The sequence below is a fragment of the Thermostichus sp. OS-CIW-20 genome, from assembly GCF_054061455.1.
The window spans coordinates 1-22,648 of sequence record NZ_JBSSEF010000044.1; the positions used below are offsets into that span (position 1 = coordinate 1).

Sequence of the window (22,648 nt, forward strand, 5' to 3'; positions counted from 1 at the left end):
TTCAGGAACTGTCTAGAGGCGCTTTGACAACGCCGTTACGGGTTCTTTTGTGGACTGCGTAAGAATCCCCCGCCTTTAGGCGGTGGGAGTGTCAAATATACCTACTTTTCGAGGCAAGGCAGCAATCTCTCTGGACGCTTTCCAGGTCTAAGTAGGGGAGTATCTTTAGTCATTTAGACAGGCCAAAACCCTTATAGGAACTCAGGTACGGCCTGTTAAAGAATTAAAGGGCACAGTAGCAACACCTAGCAAACCAACTTCGGAAGCAGGATGGATTGATTAGTACCGCCAGTTCCCACGGCTAGGGTATGCTGGTGAGCAGTGAGCAAGTTTCCTGCCTTTTCTTTTGAGGAGAGAATATGCCAGAACCGGAATCCTCCTCAGCCCACATTCTGGTGATCGAAGATGAGGCCAAACTGGCCCGTTTCCTGGAAACCGAGCTGGCCTATAGGGGGTATCGGGTGAGTGTGGTCGGCGATGGCACGGTGGCCTTGGCGGCAGCCCGCGACCAGAACCCCGATTTGGTGCTGCTGGACTGGATGTTGCCCGGGATCTCGGGGTTGGAAGTTTGTCGGCAGTTGCGCTTGACGGGCAACCGCGTGCCCGTGGTGCTGATGACTGCCAGCGACGAGGTGGCAGATCGGGTGGCAGGTCTGGATGCTGGGGCAGATGACTATGTGGTCAAACCCTTTAGCCTTCAGGAGTTGCTGGCGCGGATACGGATCTATCTGCAGCCCCCCAAGGGATCTGGCGACAGCCGGTTGGTGTTTATGGATCTGACGCTGGATCCGGTGACACGCCAGGCAAGCCGGGGAGAGCGACAGGTGGAGCTGACGGCCAAGGAATACGACTTGTTGCGCTACCTGATGGAACACCCCCGCCAGGTGCTCACACGCCAACAAATTTTGGAGCATGTGTGGGGCTATGACTTTACAGGCGATTCCAACATCATCGAGGTCTATATTCGCTACTTGCGTCTTAAGATCGAAGGCCCAGGGGAGAAGCGCCTGATCCAGACGGTGCGCGGGGTAGGCTACGTGTTGCGCGAATAGGAGGCCGACATCCCCCAGAAGAATGGCCTGGGCAGCCTGGGGGGATCGCTGCTGCGGCAAGATTGGGGAGAATGGATCCCTATCGAGGCGCGGGAACGGCTGCTCAAAACTGGAGAAAAGAACCCGGAGAGGATTTCGTCCTGCTAGCAGGTGAGGTTGATGGAAGCCGACTGCTGGAAATGAATGGGGGGATTTTGGGGTGCAGAGGGTGTTGTCGATGAATCTAGGGAGTGCAGGGCTGCTGGGCCTTACCTTCAGCTCACCGGGAGAATTTGTCTTCCGCTTTCCCCCCGAAACCCCTCTCGTAGGTGGGCTGGGGCTGCGCTGGTACGGCCTGCTGATGGCCATTGCCGTGTTGCTGGGGCTGCTCTTGACCAAAGCCTTGGCGGAGGCCCGCCACCTGGAGAAGGAGCCAGGCGAGGCCAGCGAACGGGTCGAGATCCTGGCCCTGTGGCTAGTGGTATCGGGATTTCTGGGCGCCCGCCTCTACTACGTCCTCACCCACTGGTCAGAGTTCCAAGACAACCCCCTCCTGGCCTTTGCCATCTGGCGGGGAGGCATCATCATCCACGGTGGGATCTTGGCTGGTGCACTTGCCCTCTACCTTTACTGCCGCGCCACCGGGATCAACGGCTGGAAGTACGCCGATGTGATCACGCCGGGGCTAATCTTGGGCCAGGCCATTGGGCGCTGGGGCAATTTTTTCAACTCTGAGGCCTATGGAGCCCCCATTCCCCCAGACAGCAGTTGGCCCTTGCGGGTATATATCCCCCCCCAAGCCCGCGAGCCTGACTACAGCCAGTTTGAGTTTTTCCACCCCATCTTTTTCTACGAAAGCCTGCTCAACCTGCTTCTGTTTGCTCTCTTGATGGGGATGTTCTGGCGCTTCCCCAAGCTCAAAGATGGCACCTGGGTCTGGACCTATGTGGTCGGCTATAGCTTGATCCGCATCCCTTACGAAATTTTGCGCGTCTCGGCGGTGGCCTATCTGCCGGGAACTTCCATCAAGGCCGCCTACGTGGCCAGCGCCGTAGGCCTGGTGCTGGGGATCGGCATGCTGGTCTATATGTACCGGCTGCGCTTCGACCCCGATTTGGAGCAGTTGACAGCTTGGCTGGCCCAACAGGCAGGGCTAGAACAGGAGACGGCTGCTGAGCTGGTGCAGCGGGCCTGGGCCATCCAGCAAAAGCACCGCCGCGCTGACTTGCTGGATCGCGTCACCCTGGCCATGCCCCACTTTCCCAGCGCCCTTGCCCCCCATCTCTCTTTGGGCCAACGGGAGCTGCTGATGCGGCAATTGTTCTGCCGCTTGGAAGGTCGGGATCCCGCTGGAGAAGGGCTTCCCCAGCCAAGTTAGCGCCAGAGCTATCGGGCCGGACTAGGCCACCCAAACTAACCTTCAGGTCTTCAGACTTTGCAGCCACGCTTCTAGGGCGCGGATGGGAGCGGGATCCCGGTAGAGGCGCTCTTGGCGGGCTTTTACCCGCTGCCCTATTTCCTCACGCCAGCGGTCATCCAGGCCCAGCCGCACGGCAATCTGGATGTACTCCTCTAGGCTAGAGGCGATGGTCTCGTAGATCCCCATCTGCCGCAGGATGGCGTAGGTGTGGCGGCCCCGCATCAGGGATCCCGGCAGCGTGACGATGGGCAGGCCATGGGGCAGGGCTTCCAGGGTGGTGTTGCCGCCGGACCAGCCGATGCTATCCAGGTAAACATCCCCCAGGGCGTTGTAGGCGGCATATTGGGCAGGCGAGAGCTCCGGCAACAGCAGCACATGGTCTTCAGCGGCCAGGCCGTAGGCTTGAAAGGCCCGCTGCAGCCGTTGCCAAAAGCGCTGGCGGATCCCTTGGGAGAGGCGGCCTCGCAAAAACAGGAATTGACACCGCCCCACTTCCCGAGCAATGCGGGGGAACACCTCGTCGTACTGCGGCAAGTACTTGAACAGAGATTGGGCGCAGAGGTAGAGCACCCTGTCGGGATCCACCCCCCAGGCTAGCCAGTCCACAGGGGCGGGGTCAATGTCCAGAGGGATGTAGTAGGTGCCGATGCCGGGCAGGGGCAGGAGCTGCTCGGTGTAGTGGCCGGCCCCGTCCGGCGGCTCCATCAGCTCGCTGCTGAGGAAAACATCCATTGTTGGCAGGCCAGAGGTTTGCGGATGTCCCCAGGCCATGGCCTGCACAGGGGCCAAACGCAGGGCGGCCAACTGGGCACAGACCGGGTCGATGCCCACCTCCGGGTAGAGGAGCACGTCCAGTTGCGCCTCCCGAAGGGTTGCCTGCCACTCCGCCAGGCTGCGGGATCCGGCCACAAACTGCTCAAAGCGAGAGGGCAGGGAGCGCGTGATCTCGTCTTGGATGGCCGAGGTGTGGAAGCCGTAGAGGGTCACTTGGGAGCGATCCAAAGCTTCTACCCAGCCGCGAGTTAGGATCTTCCAAACCGAGTGATCCCGGAACAGGCCAGAGACAATGCCCACCCGCAGCCGCCCAGGACGTCGCTGCCGAGGAAGGGGAGACTGGGGGTAGCGAGCCGCCATGACCTCCCCCACCAGAGATCCGTACAGTTGCTGCAGCTCGCGGTCGTTCTGGCCCTGGTAGGGCAGAAAGAAGGGTTGGACGGAGCCGACGCCGGCGGCAGCGCGCTCTAAAGCAGCGGGATCCCGCGGCAGTTGGGCCCAGCGGGCCTTGACCTGTTCCAGCGCTTGGCGGTAGCGCTGGCGGGCGCTTGCAATTTGCTCAGGGGTGTCGTAGAGCAAAGGCAACTGGCTGAGGCACCAGCCCAGGGCCGCGGCCAAATCGGCGGGATCGGCCTGCCAGAGGCGGTAGAACAGCTCCGCTGCTTCCGCCTCCCGGCCACAATCGCGCAGCAGGATGGCCAGCGTGTAGGCGGCATCGGCAAAGTCCGGCTGCAACTCCAGAGCCTGCTTCAGGGGTACCAGGGCCGCCTCCAACTCCCCCTGTTGCCGCAGCACCAGCCCCAACTGGTACAGAACTTCCGGATCCGGCCCCCCCTGCTCCAGAGCCTGTTGGAGGTGAGCTTTTGCCTCCTCCAGGCAGCCTACCTGCTTGAGGACAATTGCCAGATTGTAGTGGGCGTCGGGAAACCACGGCTGCTGGGCTAAGGCCTGCTGCATCAGGGCAATGGCTTCTTCCAGGGATCCCTGCTGCTGCCGGCAGATCCCCAAGAGGTGCAGCGCCTCCGGGTGGGCGGGCTGGGCTTGCAACACCTGTTGGTAGAGGGAGATGGCCTCCGGCAGTTGCCCCGCCTGGTGATGGTGGACAGCCTGAACCAGCAGGCGCTGCAGGTGCTGTTCCTGGTTCTCTCGGCTGGGGCCAAAGCCCTTTCCCGGCGGCGACATCTTTAGCCGTTGGGAAAATTCAAAAAGCCTGCCAAGGCCGGGGCAATCGGCAGCAGGGTCATCACCATCAAAAAGAGGGCCAGCAACGCCAAGGCATCCCGTTGGCCGTCGGTCTCGGTAATCTCATCCTGCGGGGGACGCTCCGGCTCGCGGGCAATAAAGAGAATCAGCAGCGCCCAGTAGAGGGCCAAGACGTTGCTGATGGCCGCCACCGCCAGGGCAATCAGGGTAATCACCGTGGCGCGGGCCGCCGTCTTCCGCCCGTACACCGCCTGCACAATGCGACCCCCGTCCAACTGCCCCGCCGGCAGCAAGCTCAAGGCGGTGATGGCCAGGCCAATCCAGCCCACCGCCACGAAGGGGTGAATGGGCACCAGCTCCGCCTGCAACTGGGATCCCAGCACCAGCCGCGCCAGCGTGCCCACCAGGATGGAGCTGCGAAAGATCTCCGTGGGCACGTACAGCCCCCCGGAGCCAGACAGCCTTAGGCCGACCAGCAGCACCACCAAGGAAAGGAGGCCGCCCGCCGCCGGGCCGGCAAAGGCGATGTCGAACAGGGCCTTGCGGTTGGGCACCGGCGACTGGATGCGGTTTAGGGATCCCAGCGTGCCAATGCCCAAGCTGGGGATAACAAAGGCAGGGCTGAGGCGCACCCCGTACTTGCCCGCCATCCAGCGGTGTCCGGTCTCGTGCACCAGCAAGATGGCGAAGATCCCGGCCGCCACCGGCAGGGCCTCCACCCAACGCCCCGGCGCCTCCAACAGCCGGAAGCCGAACAGGTTGGCCCCCACCTCCAAAGTGGCCAGAAAGCTAGCCAGCATTAGGCCTGCTGCCAGAATCTGGGCTCCCCTCGAGGTGCGGTAGTTAACAATCTCATCTGGCAAGACCACCACCGCCGGCTTTTCTGAGGCATCTTCCACCAAAAACAGTTGGTAGCGGCTGCCCAGCCGCTCCCTTAGCCTTTCCTGCAGCAGCGGCACCACCCCCTCCGCCTCCCGCCGTAGGTTGCCCTTGAAGATCGCCCCCTCCCCATAGGGGATGGTCTCAGTCACAAAAAAGGTGTCCAGGCTGAAGATGGACTGAATGGCCTGCAAATCTTCCGCAGAGATGCCCCGCAAGACCAAAGGCTGCTCGGCAGGCGTCTCCCCAGCCCCTTCCGAGGGGATTTCCTGCCGCTCCTCCATCTGGGCCAACTGCTGCCGCCGCGCCTGCAGCTCCTGCTGGGCCAACTGACGGGTTTTGCGCCCCACGGCAATGTAGAGCCCCGTGAACACCAGCAACAGCAGCAGGAAGCCGGCGAAGTTGAGGTAGATCCCCAGCAACAGCAGCCCCAGAAAGACCACCCACGGCAAAAGGAGCAGGGATCCCTGTAACCACACCCAGACGGCCAGGGATCCCCGCCGGCGGGCTCGCCAGAAGCCCCAACCCAAAAACGCCAGCGTTCCCAACAAAAAGAGGGGCGTAATCTCGGCGGCGATGTTCATGGCTAACCCACGAGGCTTACCAATAGGGAGCTGGAGTCAAAACGGCTCAAGCGGAAACAGCCGTTCCTTCAAACCGAGGCTCCGGCTGCTCCCACAAGTAAAAGCCAGCTTTGCGCGGTTTGAGCAGGAACAGCCGCAGGAACTGGTAGGCGTTGTTGAGGTAAAGAGGCAGCTTGCGCAGGCTCTTGAAGGGCCCAGCTCCGCGGGCAATCTCCCTCAACTTGGCGTTGTTGGCCACGCACTTCTGCAGCCGGCGCACAAACTCGGGGTTCTCCACATCCAGCACCACCGGGAAGACCTTGGCCGCCTCGCGGTTGGTCTTGTAGATCACCTCCATGTCGTAGGTGTGCGGATCCAGGCCCAGGAGGCGGTAGAAACCTGGGCGCTCGCCCACGTCGTTGAGGTACATGGTGGCAAACACCGACAGCAGGAAGAAGCGACACCACAGCTCCGCCACCCACCCCTCGAGCAGCCGCGGCTGGCTCAGGAGCATGAGGGCAAAGAAATCGCCGTGGCGGTTCTCGTCCTGGCACCAGTTCTTGAAGAAGTTGAAGATTGGGTAAACGCGGTTTTCGGGGTGAGCCTCCAGGTGGCGGTAGATGAGAATGTAGCGCCAGTAGCCGATCTTTTCGGAGAGATAGGTGGCGTAGAAGATAAAGCGGGGCGCAAAGTAAGTGTAGGACTTGTGCTTGGTCAAAAAGCCCAAGTCAAAGGCCATGTTGAAATCGCCCATGGCGCGGTTGAGGAAGCCGGCATGGCGAGCTTCATCGCGGCTCATCAGGGCAAAGCACTCAGCCAAGACCGGGTTGGTCTCCTTCAGCCTGCGGGATAGCTCCTTGTAGAGGAGGAAGCCGGAGAACTCCGCCGTGCAGGAGCGCTCCAAAAACTCCACAAACAGCCGCCGCGCCTCCGGATCGAGCCGGCTTTCCCAATCTTGGTTGAACTCCTCGCCGCGGACGAAGTGGTGGCGGTTGTAGTCGGCGCGAAACTCCTCCAAGATGGCCCGGAAGTCGGCCTCTCGATCGCCTAACCCCATCTTGCCGATGGCCTCGAAGTCGGTAGTGTAGAAGCGCGGCGTCAGGATGGTCTCGGTGGGCACTCGCGCCTGGGTTTGGGCAGCTCGCAAAGTGGAACTCATAGGGGTTACAGGATGAAAAGGCCAGTATACTCTCGCAGTTTACCAGCCCTTGTGGCCGGCGGGGGGATAAGAAGTGTTACCGACAGGCCCCACAACCCCCTACGACTGCACCGCCGCCGGCTGGGATCGCGCCGGATCCGTCAGCTCACTCCCCTCCTCCGAAGGAGGGATCACCTGCCAAAACAGAGGCAGGTAGCGCTCCCAGTTCTGCAGGATGCGCTCGGCTTTGGGGGAATGGGTGCGGCGGTAGTGCTCTTGGATCAGGCCCTTCAGTTGCGCTTCCGCCGCCGCCGTCTGTATCCGCTGGATGCGCACGATCTCGCCGTTGACCTTGGCGGGGAAGTTGCCCTCTTCATCGAGCACGTAGGCCAGGCCGCCGGTCATGCCCGCCCCCAGGTTGCGGCCCACCCGCCCCAGCACCACCACCACACCGCCGGTCATGTACTCGCAGCAGTGGTCGCCGGATCCCTCGATCACCGCCTGGGCGCCGGAGTTGCGCACGGCAAAGCGCTCCCCCGCCTGGCCGTTGGCAAACAGGGATCCGCCCGTGGCCCCGTACAGACAGGTGTTGCCCAGGATTACATTTTCCGCCGGATCCCGCGGGGCTTCTGGGGGAGCCAGAATGACAATTTCACCGCCGCACATGCTCTTGCCCACGTAGTCGTTGGCTTCTCCCGTCAGGGTCAGGCGCATGCCCGCCAGGGTAAAGGCCCCAAAGCTCTGGCCGGCTGTGCCCACAAAGCGCAGATCCAACAGCGCCCCTTGTCGGACAAAGCCGGTATCCCCATACAGCCGAGCCAGGGTGCCGGCAATGCGCCCGCCCACGCAGCGGTCGGTGTTGGCGATGGGCAGCTCCAGCATGGCCGCGCCGCAGGTCTCGATGGCCTTTTGCACCTCGGGCCGGGCCAAGATGGCGTCATCCAGCACCGGGCCATTGGAGTGCACCGGCTCGTGCTCCAGCCACTCTGGGCGCTTGTGGGGATCAAAGCCCGGCGGAGTTCGCAGCAGACACTCCAAATTCAAGGACTGGGTTTTCGCCAAAGCCACATCGGCGCGGGGGCAGAGCAGATCCACCCGCCCAATTACCTCCTCCAGGGAGCGGTAGCCCAGCCGGGCCAGGATCTGGCGCACTTCCTCGGCCACAAAGGCGAAGAAGGTCACCACCTGGTCCGGAGTGCCAGGGAAGCGCTTGCGCAGCTCTTCCTTTTGGCTCGTCACCCCCACCGGGCAGTTGTTGGTATGGCACACCCGCGCCATGATGCACCCCTCGGCAATCATGGCTACGGTTCCAAAGCCAAACTCCTCCGCTCCCAGCATGGCCGCCATCACCACCTCCCAGCCGGTGCGCAGGCCGCCATCCACTCGCAAAATCACTCGCTGCCGCAGGCCGTTTTCCAAGAGGGCGTGATGCACCTCCACTAAGCCCAGCTCCCAGGGTGAGCCTGCGTGTTTGATGGAGCTGAGAGGGGAAGCCCCTGTGCCTCCCTCGTGGCCAGAGATCTGGATGATGTCGGCATTGGCTTTGGCTACCCCTGCTGCCACCGTGCCGATGCCCACCTCCGCCACCAGCTTCACCGACACCTGCGCCTGCGGGTTAACCTGGTGCAAATCGAAGATCAACTGCGCCAGATCCTCAATCGAGTAGATGTCGTGGTGGGGCGGCGGCGAGATCAGGGTCACCCCCGGCTTGGAGCGGCGCAGCTTGGCGATGTAGGGGCTGACCTTTTTGCCGGGCAGTTGTCCGCCTTCGCCCGGCTTGGCCCCCTGGGCAATTTTGATCTCGATTTGCCGCGCGTTGAGCAGGTACTCCGGCGTCACGCCAAAGCGGCCCGAAGCCACCTGCTTCACCGCCGAGCTGGCGTTGTCCCCCATGCGCAGGCCCTTAAGGTGAGGAAAGCGCGCCGAGGTCCCCTCGGGTGTTACATCGGTGATGGGGATGTAGCGCTCCGGATCTTCCCCGCCTTCGCCGGAGTTGGACTTGCCACCGATGCGGTTCATGGCAATGGCTAGGGTCTCGTGGGCTTCGCGGCTGAGGGCCCCCAGCGACATCCCCCCCGTGGCAAAGCGCTTGAAGATCTCGGTGGCCGGCTCCACCTCCTCCAGGGGAATGGGATCCCGGTCGCTGCGAAAGTCCAGCAGATCCCGCAAGGCTGTGGGGGTGCGGCCCCGCAGATAGGTCCGGTAGATCTCGTAGTGGTCGGGCTGGCCTGAGGCAATGGCCTTGTGGAGCAGCTTGGCCATCTCCGGGCTGTTGATGTGGTATTCCCCCTTGGGCCGCGCTTGGATGAAGCCAAAGTTCTCCAGCTTTTTCGAGGTGAGCTGGGGGAAGGCTCGCTGGTGATTGGCCATGCCCTCGCGGGCCAGATCCGCCAGCGTCATCCCCCCCACCCGCGACACCGTGCCGCGGAAGGCCAGATCGATCACCTCTTGGCTGAGGCCGATGGCCTCGAAGATCTGGGCCCCGTGGTAGCTGGAGAGGAGGGAAATGCCCATCTTGGAGAGGATCTTGAGCAAGCCCGCCTCGATAGCTGCCCGGTACTTCAGTTGAGCTTCGGCCAGAGAGAGCTGGGGCAGCTTGCCGGCGGCCATTTGGGTTTGCGTCTTGGGCTTGTGCCACCACTGGCGCACCGCCTCATAGGCCAGGTAGGGACAGACGGCGCTGGCCCCGTAGCCAATTAGACAGGCAAAGTGGTGGGTACTCCAGCACTGGGCTGTCTCCACCACCAGGGAAGCGCGCAGGCGCAGCCCCTCCTGGATGAGGTGATGGTGGATGGCCCCCACGGCCAGCAGAGGCGGGATCAAGGCCTGCTCGGCGCTCAGGCCGCGATCCGAGAGGATTAAGATCTCTGCTCCCTCCCGCACCGCTTGCGCCGCCTCTTGACAGAGGGCTTGCACCTGGGCGGCCAGCCCTGCTGGCCCAGCGGCCACCGGGTAGAGGATCGGCAGCGTGCGGCAGGGAAAAGGCGTCTGCTGCAGGGCGGCCAGCTCCGCCTCGTTGAGCACCGGGCTGCGCAAGTGCAGCAGACGGGCATGCTCTGGGCGAATCTCCAGCAGGTTGCCTTTGGATCCCAGGTACACCTCCAAAGACATCACCAGGCTCTCCCGCAGGGGATCAATAGCCGGGTTGGTTACCTGGGCAAAGCGCTGCTTGAAGTAGTCGTAAAGGGGGTGGGGCTGGGTGGAGAGCACTGCCAGCGGCGCGTCGTCCCCCATGCTGAAAACCGGCTCTTTGCCTGTGGCGGCCATTTCCTCGATGATCATCTCCACATCTTCCGAGGAGTAGCCGCAGGCCGTCTGCAGCTGGAGGAGTTGCTCCTCGGTAAGCTGCGGGGCGTTCTCAAAGTCTTGGCTAGCCAGCTGAACGCGGTGAGCCCTTAACCACTCCCCATAGGGGTGCTGAGCTGCCACCTGGGTTTTGATCTCCCAGTTTTTGTAAAGCTGGCCACTTTGCAGATCCACCGTCAGCATCTGCCCCGGCCCCAGCCGCCCCTTTTCCAGGATCTCGGCTTCCGGCAGCGGAACCACCCCGGCCTCTGAAGCCACCACCAGCAACCCATCGCGGCTGAGGGCATAGCGGGCCGGGCGCAAGCCGTTGCGATCCAGGGTGGCGCCAATGGTTTTGCCGTCGCAGAAGACCACCATAGCCGGCCCGTCCCACGCTTCCTGCAGGCCGGCAAAAAACTCGTAGAAGTCGGCCACTTCGGGACGATTGGCTAACTCCGGCTGGTGGCGGTAGGCCTCCGGGATCAGCGCCATCATCGCCTGCTGGCTGGAGTAGCCCGACGCGATCAAGAGCTCAAAGACCGCGTCCAGGCCCGCTGAGTCGCTGCTGCCGGGATCGATGACGGGTTTGAGCTCCTCGATGGCCTCGCCCCAGAGGGGATGGGCCAGGGTGGGCTCGCGGGCAGCCATCCAGTTGACGTTGCCGAGATACGTGTTGATCTCGCCGTTGTGGCAGAGGTAGCGGAAGGGCTGGGCCAGCGACCAGCGGGGCAAGGTGTTGGTGCTGAAGCGGCGGTGATAGGTGGCGTAGGCGGTGGTGTAGAGGGGGTTGTGCAGATCGCGGTAAAACTGGCCCAGCACCGCCGATTGCACCATGCCCTTGTAGACAATCAGCCGGCAGGAGAGAGAAGCAAAATAGATGGAATAAAAGCCAAACCGGCTTTCCACCTGCCGCCGCAGACGCCGCCGCAGCAGATAGAGCTGCCGCTCCAGCTCATCTCCCGCCAGCCTGGGATGGGTGAGAAGCATCTGCCAGATAGAAGGCAGGGTTTGCCGCGCCATCGGCCCCAGGCACTCCGGATTGACCGGCACCTGGCGCCAGAGGGGCCGCCCCCACTCGCTGGTGGCCAAGTAGTCGTCGATAAGCTGGCGTACCGCCTGGCACTCGGCGGGAGCCTGAGGCAAAAACACCATGCCCACCGCGCTGCGGCCGGGATCCCAAGCCCGGATCTCGTCCCTCTCTGCCTGCAGCAGTTGCCAGGGAATGGCTGTGGCAATGCCGGCCCCATCGCCGCTTTGGTTGTCGCCGCCGCAGCCGCCGCGGTGCTCCATGCAGGCGAGAGCTTGGAGGGTTTTTTGCAGCAGCTCGTGGCTGGCTCTCCCCTGGCGATCCACCAAAAAGCCAACGCCACAGGCATCCCGCTCTTGAAAGTGCCAGCTTTCCTGCAGGATGGGAACCGAGACCTGGGAGCGATGGGGATTCATGGGGAAAAACGGCTTGGAATGAATCACGCTTTAGAGTTGGGAAACTAGCATATCGCAATCCAATCCGGCAGGAAAAGGGGTCAGCCCCAAGTCAAGCTGGATTTTGCCGATAGGACAATCGGATAAGCGAAGAAAGCCAAAAAAGGCTCGCTACGAACAGATTTTTCCAGTTTTTCTGCCAGCTTCTTCGGCAGACTTTGGACGATCTGGGACAACCAGAGGGTATGCCTCAGCTGGCGCTGGCTTCGCTTGCCGCCAACCGGCCATGTAGAGAACTGCCATTAACTGTTATCTGAAGAAGTCGGAAAATGTATTTCGCAGATCGGAGAGCCGGTCGTTGAAGCAGGTGAGCCGGTCATCGGTGGAGCTCACCAGGGTTAAATCTGCCCTGCCGGTTGCGCCCTCGGATCCCAAGAGGGGGACGCTCATGCGGCTGGGATCCGCAGGATTCTGGGAGACGCGGATGACAGCTTGCTGGCGGTTGAACTGATAGGCCTCGGCCACGTAGCGGATGGGCTCGCTCAAATTGGGATCCACCGGCAAGCTGGGGGCCGGCAAAAGATCCACCAGCTCGGTAAAGGTGCCGCTCCGCAGGCCCACCACGGCAGCAGCCCCCAACTGGTTGCAGATGGCGATGAGCACCGGCTCTTGGGCGCTGGCGCTGACGTTGGCCAAGGTGACGGTGACGGTGGCCCGGCTGGGCGCTGGGGGATAGGTGATCTCAAAGGTGCGGGCAGAGGCGTTGCCCAGCTCGTCGCGGGCGCGGAAGCGGAGCTGCCCTCTGTAGGGCAGGATGGAGGAGAAGTAGAGGCCAAAGCGATCGCTAGGGCCCCGTCCAGGGATGTTGGCCTGGCCGGGGACGTAGGCGAGGACGGCCCGCGTCTGCCAATTGTTGGGCGGCGCATAGGGCAGCAGCGGGCCGCTATTGAGGCTGGGGGGTTCTCTGGGAGGCGGATCCGGCTGGCCATCTCTGTTCAAGTCCAGGCCGTTGCCCAAAAAAGCCACCGAGCGTTGGAGCAGGATGGGGCGGTTTTGGGTATCGACCAGAGGAGACCGCCCTTCCGCCAGCCCCGCATTCTCCACATAGACGTTGAAGGGGCGATTCAAGATCTGGTTGTCCCGCTGCCGCCGCACGTTGAACTGCAAGTAGGGCCCCACCGCGCCCGCTGTCGGGGATCCCCCTGTAATTTCAAAGTCGTCGGCCCGCAGAAAGGCATTCTCCAGCGGGCTAAGCGGCGTTGTCGCCTCGCCACAGCCGACCAGGCCGAGCGCCAAGATCGCCCCAGCTGCCAAAGATCCCAGTCTAGGTTTGACGAGATTTGGGATAAGAGATTGAACAGGGGAAGTCGGGCCCGCACAGGTGGGATGCGCAGGCCGGCAGGCAAGCTTTGGCTTCACCATTCATCTTCTCCCCACAACAGAGATTGGCGACCGGGCTGAGCGGGAAATCGGCGAAAATCCACCTGCAGCCCCCCAGCGTCGCCTGAACCACTATATCCTGAGCTTCGGTTTGGATCCCACCATCCCTATGGGGTTGGGAGCCATGAGTCGGCGATAGGGAGGGAGGAATTGAGGGAATCGCTACTCCTTTCTCCTGAGCCGGCTTGATAGCTTAGAGGAAGCGAAAGGTGGATGCCCATGTCAGATACCCCTGCAGTCTTGGTAGAACAACTCCAGAAGCGCTACGGCTCCACAGTGGCCGTGGCCGATGTCTCCTTCCAAGTAGAGCCCGGCCAGATCTACGGCATTCTCGGCCCCAACGGCGCCGGCAAAACCACCACCCTGCACTGCCTGTGCACCCTGCTGCGCCCCGACGCAGGCCGGATCGAGGTGTGCGGGATCCCCGTCAACGAAAATCCCAAGGCAGTACGCGAAAAGCTGGGCTTTGTTGCCCAGGAGGTGGCTTTGGATAAGGTGCTGACGGGGCGAGAATTGTTGCAGTTGCAGGCCGATCTCTACCACCTGCCGCGGCCCTTGGCCCAAGAGCGGATTGCCACCGTCCTCGAATTACTGGGGCTGGCCGACCGGGCCGACCAACGCATCGGCACCTACTCCGGCGGCTTGCGCAAACGCCTCGATCTGGCGGCAGGACTGCTGCACCAGCCCCAGGTGTTGGTTTTGGACGAGCCCACGGTGGGCCTAGACGTTCCCAGCCGGCAGGCCATCTGGGACTTCCTGCGCCAGCTCAAGAACACCGGCGTTACAGTGGTGCTCAGCAGCCATTACCTGGAGGAGATCGACCTATTGGCCGACCGGGTGGCCATCATCGACCGCGGCAAGGTGATTGCCGAAGGCACCCCAGAAGAGCTAAAAGCCCGCGTCGGCGGCGAGCGCATCACCGTCAAGCTGCAGGAGTTTGCGCCGCCAGAACTGGCCCAACGGGGGGCCGAACTGCTGGGATCCCTGCCCTTTGTCCAAAAAGTGGTGATCAACAGCGCCCAGGGCAACGCCCTCAACCTGGTGGTGCAGCGCAACGGGGAGGATCCCCTCAGCCAGATCCGCGCCCACCTCGAGGCCCATGGGCTGGAGGTGTTTAGCAGCAGCCAATCTCGCCCCAGCTTGGATGACGTGTATTTGGCGGCAACCGGGCAAACCCTCCTGGATGCGGAGCTGGCTGCCGCCGAAGCCAACCTGGGCAAAAAGAAAAAGTAACTTCATTTTCAAGAGCAATGCAACGGTTCCCCACGTCGATCCCTAACTCCCCAATTGAGCCATACTGATTACAAGCTGATATGTACAAAGTTCCATTGATATTGATTGATCGATTGAAGATTGCATTGATGATTATTGATCGCAACAGTGCAGGAGCCTTGGTATGACCTCTGCCGCTTCCCCCATCCAATCCAACCCGATTCCTCTATTTACAGCCGACTTTTGGCAGGAGACCTTTGCCCTCGCCCGCCGCTTGTTTATCCAATTGCAGCGTCGCCCCGCCACCCTGCTGGTCGGCATCATCCAGCCGCTGCTCTGGCTGATTTTGTTCGGGGCCTTGTTCCAGAATGCCCCTGCCGGCATTTTCGGGGCCGGACAAAACTACACCCAGTTTTTGGGGGCAGGCGTGATCGTGTTTACGGCCTTTGGCGGGGCCTTGAACGCCGGTGTGCCGGTGATTTTCGACCGGGAGTTCGGATTTTTAAACCGATTGCTGGTGGCTCCCCTCACCTCTCGCTTTTCCATTGTGCTGGCCTCTAGCCTGTTCATCGTCAGCTTGGCGCTGCTGCAGACGGCGGTGATCGTGGGGGCAGACTACGTCCTCGGCGGCGGGATCCCGGACGGGCCGGGCTTGGCGGTGGTGGCGTTGATCGTGGGCCTGTTGGTCTTGGGTTTCACCGCCCTGAGCTTGGGCCTGGCCTTTGCCATGCCGGGGCACCAGCAGTTGCTGGCCTTTATCTTTTTGGTGAATCTGCCGCTGATCTTTTCCAGCACCGCTTTGGCTCCCCTCAGCTTTATGCCCACCTGGCTTCGCTGGGTGGCCAGCCTCAACCCGCTCACCTTTGCCATCGAGCCGATTCGCCACGTCTATCGCAGCAGCACCTGGAGCTTTGCCGATGTGGTGCTGCAGGCCCCCTGGGGCGAACTCACCCTGGCGGGATCCCTGGGGCTCTTGACAGGGTTTGTGGTGGTGTCAGTGCTGCTGGTGCAGGGGGTGCTGCGCAAGAGTTTGGCCTGAGCATTTTGCCCAGGCTGTGCCCCTCAAAGCCACTGGCGGGAGACGGACTTCTCTAGCTCTGCCTACGCTTGCTGCACCAGGGCCAGAGGGCTGTCCTTTGCTGGCGAGAGATGTAGAGGAGGGGTGAGGCTGCGGGCCTGCAGGGCCATGTGGAGCTGGAGTTCGGTTACATAGTCGCGCAGGTCAAAGCCAGCGGCAGAAGAGGAGCGAGCTGTAGCGGAAGCGTAAGAGGCAGACATCACGGCAAGAAGTCCCTCGGAAAATGGCCACCGTCGCCCTGCTACGCTATCACGCCTGCTCCCCTCGAGGGAGTTCCAGAATGTTAGCTTTGATTAAGCTTTGCAACAGATTTTGGCCATGGCGGTTCTTGAAGATTGGCAGCGCTCCAAGTTGGATCCCAGCGACGATGCCCTCTTTTACGACTATCCCCGCTTCGTAACCCATGTGGATGCCGGCTTCATCGGCCAGCTCACCGATCTCTACCGCGAGTATTTGCGGCCTCAGAGCCGCATTCTCGATCTAATGAGCAGTTGGGTTTCCCACCTGCCGCCGGAGATGAACTTTGCCCATGTGGAAGGGCATGGGATGAATGCTCAGGAACTGGCCGCCAACCCCCGGCTTGACCATTTCTTCGTCCAGAACCTCAACCAAAACCCGCTTCTGCCCTTCCCGGACTGCACTTTTGATGCAGCGCTGAACGCGGTTTCGGTGCAATACCTGCAGCAGCCGGAGCAGGTGTTTGCCGAGGTGCATCGCATCCTCAAGCCCCAGGGCCTTTTCATTGTCAGCTTCTCCAATCGCATGTTTTTCCAGAAGGCCATCCAGGCCTGGCGGGATGGCTCGGAAGCAGAGCGGGTGGAGCTGGTCAAGCGCTATTTTGAGTCGGTGCCGGGATTCGAGATCGTCGAGGTGATCCAGCGGCCTGCTCCCCTGGGTTGGCTTGCCCTTTTGGCCGGCGGGGATCCCTTTTACGCTGTGGTCGGTCGGCGAACCGAGGCATGAGGCCATCCATCTTGCGCGTGGCGCCCTTGCATTTCTGGACTCCAACCGGCATGCCGCTGCGGTTCCCCGGCCTTGAGGGGCGGGTTGCTCCCTGCCGAACGACGGGGGCAAAGGCGACGAGACTGGATCCCTGAGGCAAACTGCCATCCCGAGGAGGTTCTGCGGGGGTTCTCCGGGCAAGCTTAGGAAGGGGGGGGCAAAGGGATCTGCAGCTCCACCACTGTGCCGCTACCCAAGCGGCGGTTGCGCCAGGTGATGGTTGCCCCGATTAGCTCGGCTCGGTAGCGCATGTTGAGCAATCCATGGCCGTGGCCAGGTTTCTGATCGGGATCGATCCCACCGTTGAACTCCGGCATGCCACGGCCATCGTCGATGATCTTCAGCTCCAGGTGGGTGTAAGGGGCTTCGGGATTGACAGAAGGCTCCTCTGCGCCGCTACCGGCTTGAACCTTGGGCTGAATGGTGATGTCGATGCGCCGTGCCCCTGCGTGTTTGACGATGTTGTTCAGCGCCTCCTGCACGATCCGAAAGATGTTGCTTTGGCAGGCAGGGCTGAGACGGGAGAGCAGGCCATCGGCGCGGTTGTCGAAGCGGGTGAGAAGCGGGTGAGGAGAACGCTGGGCCGCCCGTTCCAGAAGGCTGCGCAGAGCCGGGCCCAGGTTAAAAGCCCGCATGGCCAGCGGCTGCAGATCCTCGACGATCCCCCGCAACTCGGCCATGGTCTCCTGCAGTTGGACGCTCATGACGCGTAGCTGAGCCTGGCCGGCAGGGCTGAGGGTCGGATCGCCGGCGAGCTCCTGAATCTGACGAGACAGAGCTCCCAGATCCGCTAGGGTCTGATCGTGCAGATCGGCGGCCAGGCGACGACTTTCCGCCTCTCGCCCCTCGGTCAGCCCTTGCAAGGCTGCTGCCGTCGCCTCTTGACGGCGAACCTGCTCGTAGAAGGAGGCCCGCTGCAGCGCCACTGCCGCAATGTCCGCCAGCGCTTCCACCAAGTCCCTATCTGCAGGGGCAAATCCGGCGGCTTCGGGGGCAGTATCGGCAGTTGGAGGCTTCCGGCCTGCCGTCGCCAGGGGCGGAATGGAGGCGCAGAGCACACCCGCAATCTGGTTGGCATCGGTAACCAGAGGTACACACAGTAGGGAGCGGATGCCCTTCTGCAACAGCGTCTGGCGGGTGGGAAGGGGCAGCGGAAAGGTTTGGACATCGGGGATCAGCAGCGTGTCCAGATGGGTGTAGCAACTTACCCAAATGAGCTGGCTCAGCTTAGGGGTCAACGTCTGCCCCACCTGGGAAGGGATCCCCGGCTGACGGCGGTATTCCTGAAGAATGGCGAGGGGTTCTGGAGCCGCTGCAGGCTGTTGGGCGCTCGGCCCATAGCCGCTCCGCGGCGCCACAAAAGTACAGCGATCGACCTGCAAAACTTCCGCCATGCCCTCGAGGGCAATCTCTACCACTTGGTGGGGATCATAGGTGCCGCTGAGGCGCTGGGCGACCTGGCGCAACAAGCTTTCCCGCTGGGCCGAGATGCGGGTTTGCTCGTAAAGTTGCGCCTGTTGGAGGGCGATCCCCGCCTGCTCGGCCACGGCTTCCGCCAACTCCAGATCCTCCGGCTGCCAGGGGGATCCGCCGTGAGGGTAGCGCAGCAGGGCAATACCCCCCAACACTTCCTGTTGTCGCTGCGGCTGGTCAGAGGCAAACAAAGGCACCCACAACAGCCCGCTTCCCTGCCGCTGCGGCTTCAAGTCATCCGGCACCACCACCGGCTCCTTCAAGGTGGTCAGCAGGCTGGCTGCCAAGCGCAACTTGGCCTGAACCGTTTCCGACAATTCCGGCGGGATCCCCGGCTCCGGCCAGGGCTTCTGGAGGGATCCCGTCAGCGGGGCATCCAGCAAGGGCTCCGTCCCGCTCACGCGCACGGCAGGGGTGAGCTCCGGCGCATAGATGCCCACAGGATGCAGCATCTCCTGTTCCGGCTGCCAAAGGGCCAAGATACACACATCCGCCTGAAAAGCCGCACCAATCTGCTGGGTAATCGCGTGGAAGAGAGTGGTGGGCTCCAGGCTGGAGCGAATTGCCGCTGTGATCGAGTGCAACAGCGCCAGCCGTTCCGCCTGCCGATGGGCCCGCTCAAACAGGCTGGAACGAGTTAGGGCAATCGCCAGTTGGTAGGCCACCGAGCGCAACAGGTCAATCTCCTCCGGCTGCCAGGGGTGGGGTGTAGTTAGGTATACCCCCAGCAGCCCGATCATCCCCCCTGGCGCAGCAGCCAAGTCGGATCGGCCCGTCTGCGGATCCCTGCCGCCGGCTTCCCCCAGCCCGGCTCCTGCTGAGCCCACCGCTTGCAACGGGATCAGCACCGCCGAGCGAGCCTGTAGCGCCTGGAAAGCGGCCAGTCCCTGCGGCGGCAACAGATGTTCCTGAGCCGGCTGCATATGCAGGGCTATTTGCACCACCTGCCCCTCCTGCAACCGCTCGCACAGCGAGCCAAAGTCTTGGATCCGGTACACCTGCCCCAGGGACGGGGCCAGCCCAGGGCTTAGGGCCTCGTGGGTGACCTGAACCGTCTCCTGATCCGGGTTGATACTGTAAAAACAACAGCGGCTCAGCCCCTTCACCCCTTTCGAGAGAAAGGCGTGCTGCAGCTCCTTCAGGGCAGTGCTGACGATTTGATCCCACTGCAGAAAGCGGTGGACAGTGCTGGTGATGCGGTTGAGCAACGCCTCCCGCACCGCCTGTCGGCGGCTGCGCTCCAGCAGCTTGGCATTGATAATGGCGCTGGCCGTATAGGAACAAAGAAACTTCACTACTTCTACAAAGCTGGCCTCCAAGGGTGTCCAGCTCAGCAGAGCCAAAGCGCCCAGCCGCTCCTCCCCGCGGTTAATTGGGTAGGCGACAAAGCCCCGCAGGCCATTGGCCCTCACCCACTCCGGGGCAGGCATCCAGACCTCTTGATCCGGGTTGTTGCTCAAGAGGGGCAACCCTTGCTGGACCACACGCCCCATAGGGCTGTCATCGGGGTAGATTCGCTCAATTTGGGCGTGGGCAGGGCTGAGCAGGCCAGCATGGGCCACCGACCGAAAGCAACCCTCTTGCGGGTCGAAAAACCAGAGGCGAGCGGAGGCCACGCCCAGGCGGCTCACCATCTGGTGCACTAGGGTTTGAGCCAACTTGAGCAGGCCTTGCTCCCACACCTCCGGCTCCGCCGCTTCTGAAGCCTCTTGCGAAGAGAGCAGCACCAGTTCCTGAACGATTTGGTTGGCAGCCTGAAGCTGGATCAAGAAAGTGGAATCCGGATCGACAAAAGCCTGCAAAGGCATAGCAGCAAGCAATAGAAAAGTCAACTCCAACAGCCTGAACTCAGGCAACCACCTTCTGCACCGCCTCCAGCCGCCCCAAAGCCCAGCCCCGCCGCTGCAACAGCGCAAAAGAGGCCATCAAATCCGGCCCCTGCAGATCCCCTGTCAGGGCGGCCCGCAAGCTTTTCAGCAGCAGGCCCTTTTTCATCCCCTGGCTTTTGGCCACCTCTTCCACCAGCGGTTTTAGGCTGTCCGCGGAAACTGGCTGGGGCAACTCAGCAGCAGCCAACGTGGTGGCCATGGCGGCCATCGCTTCCGCCACCCCCGGCAGGCGCAACTGTTCCAGAGCCGGCAACGAGTAGCTGAGGGGCTCTTGAAACAAAAAGCGGCTCAGGGGAGGAGCCTCCGTCAGGCGGTCGATGCCCTCGGCGATTAGGCAGGCCACCTCTTCCAGCCAAGTGGGATCCGGCACGGATCCCAGGTCAAACCCCGCCGCCTGCCAAAAGGGTGTCAGCCGCTCCACCAATTCTGCCGGGGAGAGCTGCTTGATGTACTGGCTGTTGATCCAGTTGAGCTTGTCCCAATCAAAACGAGCGGCAGCCCGGTTGACCCGGTCGAAGTCAAACATCGTAGCCGCCTTTTCCAACGAGAAGATCTCTTCCCCATCGGGAGGCGACCAACTGAGCAAAGCCAAGTAATTCTTGAGAGCTTCCGGCAAGAAGCCCATCTGCTGAAACTCCGCCACCGAGGTCGCCCCATCCCGCTTGGAGAGCTTCTTCCCTTCTGGATTCAGGATCAGGGGAGAATGGGCAAACTGCGGCGGTTCATGACCCAGAGCGCGGTAGAGCAAGATCTGCTTAGGCGTGTTGCCGATATGGTCTTCGCCACGGATGACATGGGTGATGCCCATGTCGATGTCGTCCACCACCACTGCCAGGTTGTAGAGAGGGTAGCCATCCGCCCGCGCGATCACCATGTCTCCCCCCAAATCCTGGGTGTTCCAGGTAATGGGGCCGCGGATAAGATCCACCCACGACACCTCCAGGGGCTCCTCGATCTTGAAACGGATCACCGGCTGCCGACCCTCGGCTTCATAGGCCCGTCGCTGCTCCTCAGTGAGAAAGCGGTGGCGGTTATCGTAGCGGGGAGCCTTGCCGGCGGCCTTCTGCGCAGCGCGCATTGCTTCTAGCTCCACCTCGCTGACATAGCAGCGGTAAGCCAGCCCCTGGTCCAAAAGCTGCTGCACCACCGCTTGGTAGCGCGCGATGCGGTTGGACTGGTAGATGGGCCCCTCATCCCAATCCAGTCCCAGCCAGGCTAGCCCTGCTAAGATGTTGCGGGTGTAGCGGGGGGAAGAGCGCTCGCGGTCGGTGTCTTCGATGCGCAAAATGAACTGGCCACCGTGGCGGCGAGCGTAGAGCCAGTTAAACACCGCTGTCCGGGCGGTGCCGATGTGCAAGTTGCCAGTTGGGCTAGGGGCAAGGCGAACGCGAACACTCACAGGCAACGGTTCTCAAACAGTGCATCCCGATCCTAGTCGGCAGGGGGATCCCGTGTCATGTTGGGGGCTGCAACCGTTGTCAACCGAAGTCTTTCGGGTAGAATCCGCCTTAGCTGCCGGTCAAGAGGTAGGCTCCCCGGGGGTCAAGGTTGGTGGGCAACGCCCAGCTTCTGCTTTTTCCGGTGTTGAGGAACGAACTACAGTAGCGTAGGAGGAACTACAGCACATGCGTCTAACCCTGGCGATTGTTCTGGGCTGTCTAGCCGCCGGGATCCCGGCGGGGGCTGTTTTTGCCCAAATTGCCTATCCTTCTTACCCGGTGGGGGATGCCCTGGATGCGATCCTGCTGGATAGGGGCAGAGATGCGGATCCGGTGGTTTTCCCTGAAGAGGTAGTGCGCTCCCAGGCCCGGCGAACCACCGCCTTCTTCACCACTTTGCTGAACCAGCGCACCAACATCCCGCCCTTGCGCTCGCTGGATTTGCCCAGCCCCTACCAAGCCTCGGTCCGCACCCAGGCTGGCTATTACCGCGTTACCCAGACAGAGCCTGTTTTGGACGCCGAGCTCCTCCGCTAGGCAAGGCAGATACCCAGCCTGCATTGTGTAGAACCTCTACAAATTCGTGGTTTCGGCCAGGGGGCGTCGGGCCGAGAGGCTAAGATCGGCTTGTAGCGTGTTCAGGCTGCCTATGTCTGCCCGATCCAAAGTAGAAGCCCTCCCCAAGGGCATGGATCCCCGCCAGTTCACTGCAGCCGATGTGGCGGCCATTGCGGAGCGTCTGGAGCGCAACGAGTACCCCAACGTGTTCGACTGCCTGGAGGATTGGCACACCCTGCGGGCCATTGCCTTTTACTCTCCCGAGCTGGTGGCTCCTTATGCCCATCTGTTGGAGTGGGAAGTGGATGAAGACTAGAGCTGTCCTTGTAGCTCTGAGCTTTGCTTAGAAGGGATCCCCCTCCTCAACCAGAAGGGGGAGAAGAGCTTCCATCTAGCCCCTGTCTGCGAATAAGATAGCGCACTTCTTCGAGGAGAACGTTAAACCTCTGGTCATTCTCGATCTGACGCTGGTTGATGGCCTGGATAGCGCGTTCGTGCTCTTGTTGCAATGCAGTGAGAGTGATGAGAGCTTGAGTTACTTCCTCGGCCCATTCGGCCAAGTGTGCTAAGTCCGAGCGGGTCTCACGGACAACTTCCTGTAAGTCTCTCAAGCCTTGCGCTTGAGCCACGTTTTGCTCATAGCTTTCCCGAATGGCCTGGCGCAGCTGCTCAATTTCCCGGCTGCGAGCGGCGTTTTGCTCGCTCAGCTCGGCGTGGCTTTCCCGAATGGCCTGGCGCAGCTGCTCGATTTCCCGGCTGCGAGCGGCGTTTTGCTCGCTCAGCTCGGCGTGGCTTTCCCGAATGGCCTGGCGCAGCTGCTCGATTTCCCGGCTGCGAGCGGC

Annotated in this window: 15 protein-coding genes and 1 pseudogene; 7 read left to right on the forward strand and 9 right to left on the reverse strand. The window is 62.1% G+C overall.

The window, feature by feature from the left end:
* Positions 1 to 359: 359 nt before the first annotated feature.
* Positions 360 to 1,052, forward strand: coding sequence for a response regulator transcription factor (locus ACVWXC_RS12315; RefSeq protein WP_011431479.1), 693 nt, complete (start codon positions 360 to 362; stop codon positions 1,050 to 1,052).
* A gap of 217 nt (positions 1,053 to 1,269) precedes the next feature.
* Complete coding sequence (lgt, locus tag ACVWXC_RS12320) at positions 1,270 to 2,409, forward strand: prolipoprotein diacylglyceryl transferase (RefSeq protein WP_414348323.1); 1,140 nt, start codon at positions 1,270 to 1,272, stop codon at positions 2,407 to 2,409.
* A 42-nt stretch (positions 2,410 to 2,451) separates the two neighbouring features.
* On the opposite strand, the gene ACVWXC_RS12325 is transcribed toward lgt, so the two are convergent.
* From ACVWXC_RS12325 to ACVWXC_RS12345, 5 genes are all read right to left on the reverse strand, one after another.
* On the reverse strand, positions 2,452 to 4,407 hold the full coding sequence (locus ACVWXC_RS12325; RefSeq protein ID WP_457393046.1) for an O-linked N-acetylglucosamine transferase, SPINDLY family protein: 1,956 nt from the start codon (positions 4,405 to 4,407) through the stop codon (positions 2,452 to 2,454).
* Between the two features lie 2 nt (positions 4,408 to 4,409).
* The gene (locus ACVWXC_RS12330; protein WP_099812722.1) at positions 4,410 to 5,891 is read right to left on the reverse strand and encodes a site-2 protease family protein; all 1,482 of its coding nucleotides are present in this window, start codon (positions 5,889 to 5,891) and stop codon (positions 4,410 to 4,412) included.
* Between the two features lie 46 nt (positions 5,892 to 5,937).
* Entirely contained in the window at positions 5,938 to 7,029 is a 1,092-nt protein-coding gene (gene acsF / locus ACVWXC_RS12335) for a magnesium-protoporphyrin IX monomethyl ester (oxidative) cyclase (protein ID WP_011431482.1), read from the reverse strand.
* A 99-nt stretch (positions 7,030 to 7,128) separates the two neighbouring features.
* Positions 7,129 to 11,736, reverse strand: a complete 4,608-nt coding sequence (gene gltB / locus ACVWXC_RS12340) for a glutamate synthase large subunit (protein ID WP_457393041.1) — start codon at positions 11,734 to 11,736, stop codon at positions 7,129 to 7,131.
* Between the two features lie 288 nt (positions 11,737 to 12,024).
* Complete coding sequence (locus ACVWXC_RS12345; protein WP_240527313.1) at positions 12,025 to 13,029, reverse strand: hypothetical protein; 1,005 nt, start codon at positions 13,027 to 13,029, stop codon at positions 12,025 to 12,027.
* A gap of 339 nt (positions 13,030 to 13,368) precedes the next feature.
* On the opposite strand from ACVWXC_RS12345, the gene ACVWXC_RS12350 reads away from it, so the two are divergent.
* Both ACVWXC_RS12350 and ACVWXC_RS12355 read left to right on the forward strand, forming a co-directional pair.
* Positions 13,369 to 14,388: a daunorubicin resistance protein DrrA family ABC transporter ATP-binding protein gene (locus tag ACVWXC_RS12350; protein WP_011431487.1), complete on the forward strand. Its 1,020-nt coding sequence runs from the start codon at positions 13,369 to 13,371 to the stop codon at positions 14,386 to 14,388.
* Between the two features lie 163 nt (positions 14,389 to 14,551).
* Entirely contained in the window at positions 14,552 to 15,406 is an 855-nt protein-coding gene (locus ACVWXC_RS12355) for an ABC transporter permease (protein ID WP_011431489.1), read from the forward strand.
* Between the two features lie 62 nt (positions 15,407 to 15,468).
* Here the strand turns inward: ACVWXC_RS12355 and ACVWXC_RS12360 are convergent, their stop codons facing one another.
* Entirely contained in the window at positions 15,469 to 15,645 is a 177-nt protein-coding gene (locus ACVWXC_RS12360) for a hypothetical protein (RefSeq protein ID WP_457393037.1), read from the reverse strand.
* A gap of 118 nt (positions 15,646 to 15,763) precedes the next feature.
* Between ACVWXC_RS12360 and ACVWXC_RS12365 the strand changes: the two genes are divergently transcribed.
* Positions 15,764 to 16,408 (forward strand): class I SAM-dependent methyltransferase, encoded by a 645-nt coding sequence (locus tag ACVWXC_RS12365; protein ID WP_099813303.1) that lies wholly within the window; start codon positions 15,764 to 15,766, stop codon positions 16,406 to 16,408.
* Between the two features lie 182 nt (positions 16,409 to 16,590).
* On the opposite strand, the gene ACVWXC_RS12370 is transcribed toward ACVWXC_RS12365, so the two are convergent.
* Together ACVWXC_RS12370 and gltX are read right to left on the reverse strand one after the other, a co-directional pair.
* Positions 16,591 to 19,728, reverse strand: a complete 3,138-nt coding sequence (locus tag ACVWXC_RS12370) for a sensor histidine kinase (protein WP_457393034.1) — start codon at positions 19,726 to 19,728, stop codon at positions 16,591 to 16,593.
* A 40-nt stretch (positions 19,729 to 19,768) separates the two neighbouring features.
* Positions 19,769 to 21,208, reverse strand: a complete 1,440-nt coding sequence (gltX, locus tag ACVWXC_RS12375) for a glutamate--tRNA ligase (protein WP_099813302.1) — start codon at positions 21,206 to 21,208, stop codon at positions 19,769 to 19,771.
* A 226-nt stretch (positions 21,209 to 21,434) separates the two neighbouring features.
* Here gltX and ACVWXC_RS12380 point away from each other — a divergent pair, with 226 nt between their 5' ends.
* Positions 21,435 to 21,785, forward strand: coding sequence for a hypothetical protein (locus tag ACVWXC_RS12380; protein WP_011431494.1), 351 nt, complete (start codon positions 21,435 to 21,437; stop codon positions 21,783 to 21,785).
* Positions 21,786 to 21,897: 112 nt separating this feature from the next.
* A complete protein-coding gene (locus ACVWXC_RS12385) occupies positions 21,898 to 22,122 on the forward strand; it encodes a DUF2555 domain-containing protein (protein ID WP_083759181.1) in 225 nt (74 codons plus the stop codon).
* Positions 22,123 to 22,168: 46 nt separating this feature from the next.
* Here ACVWXC_RS12385 and ACVWXC_RS12390 read toward each other — a convergent pair.
* A pseudogene (locus tag ACVWXC_RS12390) lies at positions 22,169 to 22,648 on the reverse strand (hypothetical protein); the annotation flags it as partial.